Below are 11,410 nucleotides of genomic sequence, written 5' to 3'. Positions count from 1 at the left end.
GTAGCCATTTGTAGCAATTACCTTCATTCCCTATCCGTTTACCGCTAGTCTGCGGACATCTGCAACGCCGCCACCCGTAATTCAAACAAGAGCCGGCCATGACTGATCTGTCCTCATCCCCGGGCCCATCAAGCGTTTCCATCGCGACATTGGACGGACGCTTTTTTCGGCCCCCATTGCCTGACGGCCATGTGCTGCGGCCTCGTTTGTGCGAGCGCCTGAGTGCCGGTCTCGGTGGCAGGCTGTTGCTGGTCAGCGCACCTGCCGGCTTCGGCAAGAGTTCATTGGCGGTAGAGTTCTGTCAGGCGCTGCCGGAGCATTGGCGAAGTCTGTGGCTGGGGTTGAGCCCTCGAGACAGTGATCCGGGGCGATTCCTTGAGCGGTTGCTCGAAGGGCTTCAGGACTACTTTCCGACATTGGGCTGTCAGGCGTTGGGTCTACTGAAAATGCGCCAGCGTCATCAGCCGTTCGCCTTTGAAGAATGGCTGGATGGATTGCTTGATGAGCTGGCCTTCCACCTGTCGCCCAGTACGCCTTTGCTGCTGGTGCTCGATGACTATCATCTGGCGCAAGGTCCGGTACTCGATCGTTGCCTGCAGTTTTTCCTCAATCACTTGCCCGATGGCCTGCTGGTCATGGTCACCAGTCGACAGCGTCCGGACTGGCACCTGGCGCGCTTGCGCCTGTCGCGCCAACTGCTCGAGCTGCATGAGCAAGACCTTCGACTGACCCATGAGGAAGCGCTCACGTTGCTTGATCGCCACAGCAGCTCATTGCGTGGCGAGGCCTTGGAAAGTCTGATCCAGCGTAGCGAAGGCTGGGTCGCGGGCCTGCGATTCTGGTTGCTGGCAGCCTCCGAGGCGGGGACTGACAGCGCATTGCCACAGTCGCTGCACGGTGGGGAAGGGCTGATTCGTGATTACCTGCTTGAAGAGGTCATCGATTGTCTGCCGGCTGAAGTGCAGCAGTTTCTTTATGACACCGCGCCTCAGGAACGTTTTTGCAGCGAGCTCTGCGACGCGGTACGCGAAGCCCATGACAGCGCCGAAATTCTGCGATTCCTTCAGGCACACCAAGTGTTTCTGGTGCCGCTGGACGAGCACGGCCACTGGTATCGCTATCACCACCTGTTTTCTGACTTGCTGCGCACTCGGCCTACCGCTCAGACGATAGTGCCGGTCGCCAGTCTGCATTTACGCGCGTGTCGCTGGTTCAATGCCCAGGGTCTGCTCGACGAGGCTGTGGAGCAGGCGTTGCGTGCCGGGCATCTGGACGTTGCCGCGAACCTGGTGCAAAACCTCTCGGAGGAACAACTGCTGGCCGAGCAAAACGTCGGCATGCTGTTGCGCTGGAAAATGGACTTGCCCGATAGCTTGTTGATCAGCACGCCCAGGCTCATCGTGCTCTACAGTTGGGCGTTGGGGATGGCCTGTCAGCTGGACGCGGCGCAGGAACTGGCGGCTCACTTGAGTCGCTTCCTGCCGGCCCCTTCGGCCACTGCGCAGAAGTCGATGCTGGCGCAGTGGCTGGCCCTGAGCGGCATCATCGCCCGGGGGCGTGGCAATCGCGAACTGACGCTGCTCTATTGCACCGAAGCGCTGCAGAGCCTGCCGGCCAAGCGCTACGGACAACGCTTGATGTGCCTCTCGACCCTGTCCAACCTGGCCATTGCCGACGGCGATTTGTGGCGCGCGCGCAGTTTGAATCGAGAGTCGCTGGAATTGGCACAAAGGGTCGGCAACCCGTTGTTTGAAGCACTGGCCCATTACGATCGCGCCCGTGTGTTGCAGGCACGCGGGGAAATCCTGCGCTCGTTGCAAGAGGTCCGTCAGGGGCTGCAACGCCTGCAAGGGTTATCCCCACAACGACTTTACGCGGTACGTGCACGGCTGACGTTATACGAAGGGCTCTTGCTGGCCTTGCGCATGCAACCGCAAGCCGCACGGTCGCGCTTGCAAGCGGGTCTGAGTGAAGCGCGTGCCTGTCGCGATATCAGCGTGCTCATCGGCCATTGTGTGATCGCCCGGCTTGAGGGCAGCAGCGGCGAGTTCGCCAACGCCTTCGCCGAACTGGCCGAGGCCGAGCGCCTGATGCACATCTGGGACGTGCCACCGATTTACTATCTGGCAATGATTACCCTGGTCAAATGTGAACTATGGCTGGCCCAGGGGCGCACCGATCTGGCCGAAGCCTGGCTGGCGCGCCTGGGGCAGACCTACACCGGTGAGCACGCCGCAGCGCCACCGGAATTCCATCCACAGTTGCCGCTGCATATCGAGTTACAGCAAGCCTTGCTGGACGTCATTCAAGGGCAATTGATGATCGCCGAAGGGCGGTTGAATGCATTGCTCGAGCATGGGCAGCAATCTGGCCGACAAATGCTCTGCACCTTGGCACTGACTCAAAAAGTCACCTTGTTTTTGGCCAGCGGGCGCGAACCCGAGGCCCGCAAGGCACTGGCCCAGGCGCTGGAAGCGGCGACCGGTGGCGCCTTGCAACCGTTCGACGGGTTGCTGGCTGAACATCCGTGCTGGCTGCGTGGGCAACTGCAATTGAGTGCTCCGACGGATGTTTCGCAGCAACTTGCAGAAAAACTGCCGTCGGTGGCCCTTCGTCCGACAGTGGAGTCGTGTTCGGGGGCAGAGCAGCTCAGCGCGCGTGAATTGGCGGTTCTTCAACTGATTGCCCAAGGGTGTTCGAATCAACAAATCAGCGACCAGCTGTTCATTTCGCTGCACACGGTTAAAACCCATGCGAGTCATATCAACAGCAAGCTTGGGGTGGAACGGCGTACGCAGGCGGTGGCACGGGCGAAGGCGTTAGGCGTGTTGGTTTAGCCGAAAACAGTGCACTTGAAACAAAAACGCCCCGATCAAGTCGGGGCGTTTTTGTTTGTATCCCCGACCTGTTCGACAGGTCGGGTCTTTCTATCGAGGCTTACGCCACCAGATCGTTGGCGTTGAACGTGTTGACGCCCACCAACTGGATTTCGAAGTCTGCCCCCGCGTTGCCACTGACGTTGCCCGACAACACGTGATCGATGAAACGCACTTGTCCTGCGCCGGTGAAGTCATTGGCACCGATAAAGGTGAAACCGTTGAAACCACCCTGCAGCAGGTTGGCATCGAACTTCGTCAGATCGATTTTATCGCCTTGCAGACTGCTGAAGTCGGTGATGACGTCGCGGCTGGCGCCGGTGCCCATTTGGTTGACGGCACCGAACACGAACGTATCGGCACCAGCACCACCGGTCAGGGTATCGACACCCGCGCCGCCGTCCAGGATGTTGTTGCCGGCGTTGCCGGTCAGGGTGTTGTTCAAATTGTTGCCGATCGCTGTAAAGGCGCCGCTCCCCAGCAGCAGGACGTTTTCGACGTTCTGCAGATTGCTCAGGTTCAGGTCGACGACATTGTCCTGTGCGGTCGCGTTGTAGACGACGTAAAGGGTGTCGGTCCCTTCGTTGGCGTTTTCCTGCACCAGTGCCAACTCGGCGCTCTGATCCAGGGCGTAGTCATCGTTGCCTTTGCCGCCGATGAAGGTGTCCAGGCCGGCGCCGCCGTTCAACTGGTTGTTGCCATCGTTGCCGGTCAACACGTTGTTCTGGCTGTTGCCGATGGCATCGATGCTGTCGCTGCCCGTGAGGGTGAGGTTTTCCAGGTTGGCGCCCAGGGTGTAGGTCACCGAGGAGCGGACGGTGTCGATCTCGCCCGCCAGGGTGCTGGTTTCGCTGATGACATCGCCGAGGTTGTCGACGATGTAGGTGTCGTTGCCGGTGCCCCCGGCCATGAAGTCGGCCCCGGCCCCGCCGTCCAGGAGGTTGTTGCCGGCGTTGCCGGTGATGCGGTTGCTGAGCGAGTTGCCGGTCCCGTTGAGATTGGCAGTGCCGAGCAGGTTGAGGTACTCGAGGTTGGCACCCAGGGTGTAATCGATCGAGGCATTGACGGCATCGATTTCCCAGGCCGAGGTGCCGCGTTCGATCACGACGTCACCGATGTTGTCGACGTAGTAGCTGTCGTTGCCGGCACCGCCGTCCATGGTGTCCGCGCCGGCCATGCCGTTGAGGATGTCGGCGCCGGCGTTGCCGGTCAGGGTGTTGTTCAGACTGTTGCCGACCGCTATATAAGCGCCGCTCCCCAGCAGCAGGACGTTTTCGACGTTCTGCAGATTGCTCAGGTTCAGGTCGACGACATTGTCCTGTGCGGTCGCGTTGTAGACGACGTAAAGGGTGTCGGTCCCTTCGTTGGCGTTTTCCTGCACCAGTGCCAACTCGGCGCTCTGATCCAGGGCGTAGTCATCGTTGCCTTTGCCGCCGATGAAGGTGTCCAGGCCGGCGCCACCGTTCAACTGGTTGTTGCCATCGTTGCCGGTCAACACGTTGTTCTGGCTGTTGCCAATGGCATCGATGCTGTCGGTGCCCGTGAGGGTGAGGTTTTCCAGGTTGGCGCCCAGGGTGTAGGTCACCGAGGAGCGGACGGTGTCGATCTCGCCCGCCAGGGTGCTGGTTTCGCTGATGACATCGCCGAGGTTGTCGACGATGTAGGTGTCGTTGCCGGTGCCCCCGGCCATGAAGTCGGCCCCGGCCCCGCCGTCCAGGATGTTGTTGCCGGCGTTGCCGGTCAGGGTGTTGTTCAAATTGTTGCCGATCGCTGTAAAGGCGCCACTCCCCAGCAGCAGGACGTTTTCGACGCTCTGCAGATTGCTCAGGTTCAGGTCGACGACATTGTCCTGTGCGGTCGCGTTGTAGACGACGTAAAGGGTGTCGGTTCCTTCGTTGGCGTTTTCCTGCACCAGTGCCAACTCCGCGCTCTGATCCAGGGCGTAGTCATCGTTGCCTTTGCCGCCGATGAAGGTGTCCAGGCCGGCGCCACCGTTCAACTGGTTGTTGCCATCGTTGCCGGTCAACACGTTGTTCTGGCTGTTGCCAATGGCATCGATGCTGTTGGTGCCCGTGAGGGTGAGGTTTTCCAGGTTGGCGCCCAGGGTGTAGGTCACCGAGGAGCGGACGGTGTCGATCTCGCCCGCCAGGGTGCTGGTTTCGCTGATGACATCGCCGAGGTTGTCGACGATGTAGGTGTCGTTGCCGGTGCCCCCGGCCATGAAGTCGGCCCCGGCCCCGCCGTCCAGGAGGTTGTTGCCGGCGTTGCCGGTGATGCGGTTGCTGAGCGAGTTGCCGGTCCCGTTGAGATTGGCAGTGCCGAGCAGGTTGAGGTACTCGAGGTTGGCACCCAGGGTGTAATCGATCGAGGCATTGACGGCATCGATTTCCCAGGCCGAGGTGCCGCGTTCGATCACGACGTCACCGATGTTGTCGACGTAGTAGCTGTCGTTGCCGGCACCGCCGTCCATGGTGTCCGCGCCGGCCATGCCGTTGAGGATGTCGGCGCCGGCGTTGCCGGTCAGGGTGTTGTTCAGACTGTTGCCGACCGCTATATAAGCGCCGCTCCCCAGCAGCAGGACGTTTTCGACGTTCTGCAGATTGCTCAGGTTCAGGTCGACGACATTGTCCTGTGCGGTCGCGTTGTAGACGACGTAAAGGGTGTCGGTCCCTTCGTTGGCGTTTTCCTGCACCAGTGCCAACTCGGCGCTCTGATCCAGGGCGTAGTCATCGTTGCCTTTGCCGCCGATGAAGGTGTCCAGGCCGGCGCCGCCGTTCAACTGGTTGTTGCCATCGTTGCCGGTCAACACGTTGTTCTGGCTGTTGCCGATGGCATCGATGCTGTCGCTGCCCGTGAGGGTGAGGTTTTCCAGGTTGGCGCCCAGGGTGTAGGTCACCGAGGAGCGGACGGTGTCGATCTCGCCCGCCAGGGTGCTGGTTTCGCTGATGACATCGCCGAGGTTGTCGACGATGTAGGTGTCGTTGCCGGTGCCCCCGGCCATGAAGTCGGCCCCGGCCCCGCCGTCCAGGAGGTTGTTGCCGGCGTTGCCGGTGATGCGGTTGCTGAGCGAGTTGCCGGTCCCGTTGAGATTGGCAGTGCCGAGCAGGTTGAGGTACTCGAGGTTGGCACCCAGGGTGTAATCGATCGAGGCATTGACGGCATCGATTTCCCAGGCCGAGGTGCCGCGTTCGATCACGACGTCACCGATGTTGTCGACGTAGTAGCTGTCGTTGCCGGCCCCGCCGTCCATGGTGTCCGCGCCGGCCATGCCGTTGAGGATGTCGGCGCCGGCGTTGCCGGTCAGGGTGTTGTTCAGACTGTTGCCGACCGCTATATAAGCGCCGCTCCCCAGCAGCAGGACGTTTTCGACGTTCTGCAGATTGCTCAGGTTCAGGTCGACGACATTGTCCTGTGCGGTCGCGTTGTAGACGACGTAAAGGGTGTCGGTCCCTTCGTTGGCGTTTTCCTGCACCAGTGCCAACTCGGCGCTCTGATCCAGGGCGTAGTCATCGTTGCCTTTGCCGCCGATGAAGGTGTCCAGGCCGGCGCCACCGTTCAACTGGTTGTTGCCATCGTTGCCGGTCAACACGTTGTTCTGGCTGTTGCCAATGGCATCGATGCTGTTGGTGCCCGTGAGGGTGAGGTTTTCCAGGTTGGCGCCCAGGGTGTAGGTCACCGAGGAGCGGACGGTGTCGATCTCGCCCGCCAGGGTGCTGGTTTCGCTGATGACATCGCCGAGGTTGTCGACGATGTAGGTGTCGTTGCCGGTGCCCCCGGCCATGAAGTCGGCCCCGGCCCCGCCGTCCAGGATGTTGTTGCCGGCGTTGCCGGTCAGGGTGTTGTTCAAATTGTTGCCGATCGCTGTAAAGGCGCCACTCCCCAGCAGCAGGACGTTTTCGACGCTCTGCAGATTGCTCAGGTTCAGGTCGACGACATTGTCCTGTGCGGTCGCGTTGTAGACGACGTAAAGGGTGTCGGTTCCTTCGTTGGCGTTTTCCTGCACCAGTGCCAACTCCGCGCTCTGATCCAGGGCGTAGTCATCGTTGCCTTTGCCGCCGATGAAGGTGTCCAGGCCGGCGCCACCGTTCAACTGGTTGTTGCCATCGTTGCCGGTCAACACGTTGTTCTGGCTGTTGCCAATGGCATCGATGCTGTTGGTGCCCGTGAGGGTGAGGTTTTCCAGGTTGGCGCCCAGGGTGTAGGTCACCGAGGAGCGGACGGTGTCGATCTCGCCCGCCAGGGTGCTGGTTTCGCTGATGACATCGCCGAGGTTGTCGACGATGTAGGTGTCGTTGCCGGTGCCCCCGGCCATGAAATCAGCACCCGCCCCGCCGTCCAGGAGGTTGTTGCCGGCGTTGCCGGTGATGCGGTTGCTGAGCGAGTTGCCGGTCCCGTTGAGATTGGCAGTGCCGAGCAGGTTGAGGTACTCGAGGTTGGCACCCAGGGTGTAATCGATCGAGGCATTGACGGCATCGATTTCCCAGGCCGAGGTGCCGCGTTCGATCACGACGTCACCGATGTTGTCGACGTAGTAGCTGTCGTTGCCGGCACCGCCGTCCATGGTGTCCGCGCCGGCCATGCCGTTGAGGATGTCGGCGCCGGCGTTGCCGGTCAGGGTGTTGTTCAGACTGTTGCCGATCGCTGTATAAGCGCCGCTCCCCAGCAGCAGGACGTTTTCGACGTTCTGCAGATTGCTCAGGTTCAGGTCGACGACATTGTCCTGTGCGGTCGCGTTGTAGACGACGTAAAGGGTGTCGGTTCCTTCGTTGGCGTTTTCCTGCACCAGTGCCAACTCCGCGCTCTGATCCAGGGCGTAGTCATCGTTGCCTTTGCCGCCGATGAAGGTGTCCAGGCCGGCGCCGCCGTTCAACTGGTTGTTGCCATCGTTGCCGGTCAACACGTTGTTCTGGCTGTTGCCAATGGCATCGATGCTGTCGCTGCCCGTGAGGGTGAGGTTTTCCAGGTTGGCGCCCAGGGTGTAGGTCACCGAGGAGCGGACGGTGTCGATCTCGCCAGCCAGGGTGCTGGTTTCGCTGATGACATCGCCGAGGTTGTCGACGATGTAGGTGTCGTTGCCGGTGCCCCCGGCCATGAAGTCGGCCCCGGCCCCGCCGTCCAGGAGGTTGTTGCCGGCGTTGCCGGTCAGGGTGTTGTTCAAATTGTTGCCGATCGCTGTAAAGGCGCCACTCCCCAGCAGCAGGACGTTTTCGACGCTCTGCAGATTGCTCAGGTTCAGGTCGACGACATTGTCCTGTGCGGTCGCGTTGTAGACGACGTAAAGGGTGTCGGTCCCTTCGTTGGCGTTTTCCTGCACCAGTGCCAACTCGGCGCTCTGATCCAGGGCGTAGTCATCGTTGCCTTTGCCGCCGATGAAGGTGTCCAGGCCGGCGCCGCCGTTCAACTGGTTGTTGCCATCGTTGCCGGTCAACACGTTGTTCTGGCTGTTGCCGATGGCATCGATGCTGTCGCTGCCCGTGAGGGTGAGGTTTTCCAGGTTGGCGCCCAGGGTGTAGGTCACCGAGGAGCGGACGGTGTCGATCTCGCCCGCCAGGGTGCTGGTTTCGCTGATGACATCGCCGAGGTTGTCGACGATGTAGGTGTCGTTGCCGGTGCCCCCGGCCATGAAGTCGGCCCCGGCCCCGCCGTCCAGGAGGTTGTTGCCGGCGTTGCCGGTGATGCGGTTGCTGAGCGAGTTGCCGGTCCCGTTGAGATTGGCAGTGCCGAGCAGGTTGAGGTACTCGAGGTTGGCACCCAGGGTGTAATCGATCGAGGCATTGACGGCATCGATTTCCCAGGCCGAGGTGCCGCGTTCGATCACGACGTCACCGATGTTGTCGACGTAGTAGCTGTCGTTGCCGGCACCGCCGTCCATGGTGTCCGCGCCGGCCATGCCGTTGAGGATGTCGGCGCCGGCGTTGCCGGTCAGGGTGTTGTTCAGACTGTTGCCGACCGCTATATAAGCGCCGCTCCCCAGCAGCAGGACGTTTTCGACGTTCTGCAGATTGCTCAGGTTCAGGTCGACGACATTGTCCTGTGCGGTCGCGTTGTAGACGACGTAAAGGGTGTCGGTCCCTTCGTTGGCGTTTTCCTGCACCAGTGCCAACTCGGCGCTCTGATCCAGGGCGTAGTCATCGTTGCCTTTGCCGCCGATGAAGGTGTCCAGGCCGGCGCCACCGTTCAACTGGTTGTTGCCATCGTTGCCGGTCAACACGTTGTTCTGGCTGTTGCCGATGGCATTGATGCTGTCGGTGCCCGTGAGGGTGAGGTTTTCCAGGTTGGCGCCCAGGGTGTAGGTCACCGAGGAGCGGACGGTGTCGATCTCGCCCGCCAGGGTGCTGGTTTCGCTGATGACATCGCCGAGGTTGTCGACGATGTAGGTGTCGTTGCCGGTGCCCCCGGCCATGAAGTCGGCCCCGGCCCCGCCGTCCAGAATGTTGTTTCCGGCGTTGCCGGTGATGCGGTTGCTGAGCGAGTTGCCGGTCCCGTTGAGATTGGCAACGCCTACCAGGTTGAGGTACTCAAGGTTGGCACCCAGGGTGTAATCGATCCAGGCGTTGACGTTATCGATTTCCGAAACCGAGGTGCCGCGTTCGATCACGACGTCGCCGATGTTGTCGACGATATAGGTGTCATTGCCGGCCCCGCCGTCCATGGTGTCCGCTCCGGCCATGCCGTTGAGCAAGTTATCCAGAGCGTTACCAATCAGGGTGTCGTCAAATGCTGAGCCAATTGCATTTTCGATTTTCGTGCCATAGGCAATGGCCAGGCCTTCGTTGAACGAAGTCAGGGTATCAAAGTTGAGGAATGCCTTGCCGATCTGGCTGAACTCACCTTCATTGAGGTTGATTCGTACAGCCGAGGCCTGATTGCTGCCATCAATGGCATCGACGCCACCTGAATCCCAGATGGTTTCAAAAACGGACTGATTGGGAGCCCAATTGTAGACGTTGTTACCAATCTGCCACTGGGTGTTGGCGCCATACAATTTCTGGATGGCGAGAATGTCCAGTAACATCGGGGTGGTCGGTTGATACGAGTACGAGTCGTTGTAACTCATAACGGTATAACGGACATCATCAAGGGCTGGGGTAAGGATCGTATTGTTATCGTCGCTGGCTTCAAACGGGTGCTTGAGCCCCAGGGCATGGCCGATTTCATGCACAAAGGTCAGATAGTCGAACGAGCCTTTCACTGGGGACGGGTTATCTGTACTCGGACCAATCCATACATCCCCCGCAGCGGCCGTTCGGTCCGGGAAGTAAGCCCAGGCGGCAAACTTGGGGTCCATGCCCATGTAACCGCCGAATCGCAAATCACCGACGTTCCAGATGCTTTCCGGCACTAGCGTGAACTGAATGTTGGCGACTGCACTCCACATGGAAAGCGCACTGGTTACCGCGACCTGTTGGGCCGACGTCAGCGTGAATCCGTTGAGGTATTCATTGTGAGGACTGTAGTCGCGGGCAAAATAAGAATTCGTGGTGATAAAGCTGTACGTCAGCAAGGTCGGTGCCCCTGCTTTGTAAAACGGGGAGGCGCCCAGCCAGTAGTCACCTTCCAATAAGCTGTCGAGAGGCTTGTTGCCGGTCAACATTGTCCAGGTGGAGTAAGCGTAATCGGTCGGAGAAGGCATGCTGATTTCCTGAGTGCGCTGCGGTCCTTCCTGAATGCGACCGCTACAAAAAAACAATTTTGCACCACAAATGATGCGTTTGACATCATCTGGCCACTACTTTTATTTTGCTGACGTCAAGTAATTGGCCTGGCGAACTGTATCGGCGAGTGGCGTAGAATCCTGAAGCACCGTGACTGCCTTCTGTCTAATACAGGCCATTGATTACCCATGACCGTTACAAGCCCTGTGCTGATCCGCGAAACCTTCCCCGTCGGCCCTTTGCAGTGCAACTGCACGATCATCGGCGACCCGATCAGCAAAAAAGCGATCGTGGTCGACCCGGGTGGCAACCATGAACTGATCCTGGCGCGCCTCGACGCACTGGGCTTGAAGGTGGTCAGTATCATCCACACCCACGCGCACCTTGATCATTTCCTGGCCTCCGGTCAGTTGAAGGAGAAAACCGGCGCCACCCTGCACCTGCATAAAGAAGATCAATTCCTCTGGGACAACCTGGAGATGCAGTGTCAGATGTTTGGTGTGCCTTACACACCGGTGCCATCGCCGGACCGATGGTTGGCCGATGATGAAGAACTGGCCTGCGGGTGTGGCGTGGCGTTGCACACGCCGGGTCATACGCCAGGCTCCATGAGTTTCTGGTTTTCGGAGGCCAAGCTGCTGATTGCCGGTGACACGTTGTTCCGTCGCGGAGTCGGGCGCACGGATTTGTGGGGAGGCGATCAGGCGACCATCGTGCGGTCGATCAAGCAGCGGCTGTATACCCTCGACGAAGACGCGACGGTGGTGACCGGCCATGGTCCGGACACGCGCTTGGGTGATGAAATGCGCGAAAATCCGTTTGTGCGGGCCTGATTTGTAACACAGGGAATTTTTGACCGGTGAGGCGATCCAACGCCCG

Annotated in this window: 3 protein-coding genes; 2 read left to right on the top strand and 1 reads right to left on the bottom strand. The window is 60.1% G+C overall.

What is annotated here, in order from left to right; translation table 11 throughout:
* Nucleotides 1–98: 98 nt before the first annotated feature.
* Nucleotides 99–2,837, top strand: a complete 2,739-nt coding sequence (locus tag LOY55_RS25440; RefSeq protein WP_109787843.1) for a LuxR C-terminal-related transcriptional regulator — start codon at nucleotides 99–101, stop codon at nucleotides 2,835–2,837.
* 100 nt (nucleotides 2,838–2,937) lie between these two features.
* On the opposite strand, the gene LOY55_RS25435 is transcribed toward LOY55_RS25440, so the two are convergent.
* Entirely contained in the window at nucleotides 2,938–10,509 is a 7,572-nt protein-coding gene (locus LOY55_RS25435) for a M10 family metallopeptidase C-terminal domain-containing protein (RefSeq protein WP_258667076.1), read from the bottom strand.
* A 210-nt stretch (nucleotides 10,510–10,719) separates the two neighbouring features.
* On the opposite strand from LOY55_RS25435, the gene LOY55_RS25430 reads away from it, so the two are divergent.
* Nucleotides 10,720–11,364 carry an MBL fold metallo-hydrolase gene (locus LOY55_RS25430; protein WP_223523183.1) on the top strand — a complete coding sequence of 215 codons (645 nt, stop codon included), beginning with the start codon at nucleotides 10,720–10,722 and terminating at the stop codon, nucleotides 11,362–11,364.
* Nucleotides 11,365–11,410: the final 46 nt, after the last annotated feature.

Origin of the sequence: Pseudomonas sp. B21-040 (assembly GCF_024748695.1) — a bacterium.
Classification (GTDB): Bacteria; Pseudomonadota; Gammaproteobacteria; order Pseudomonadales; family Pseudomonadaceae; genus Aquipseudomonas.
The sequence above is the reverse complement of the archived record's forward strand: the minus strand, read 5'-3'. Positions and strand labels throughout refer to the sequence as shown.

Excerpts from the sequence above, each read along its gene's own strand:
- LOY55_RS25440 (WP_109787843.1), top strand. The coding sequence starts at position 99 with ATGACTGATCTGTCCTCATCCCCGGGCCCATCAAGCGTTTCCATCGCG.
- LOY55_RS25435 (WP_258667076.1), bottom strand. The coding sequence starts at position 10,509 with ATGCCTTCTCCGACCGATTACGCTTACTCCACCTGGACAATGTTGACC.
- LOY55_RS25430 (WP_223523183.1), top strand. The coding sequence starts at position 10,720 with ATGACCGTTACAAGCCCTGTGCTGATCCGCGAAACCTTCCCCGTCGGC.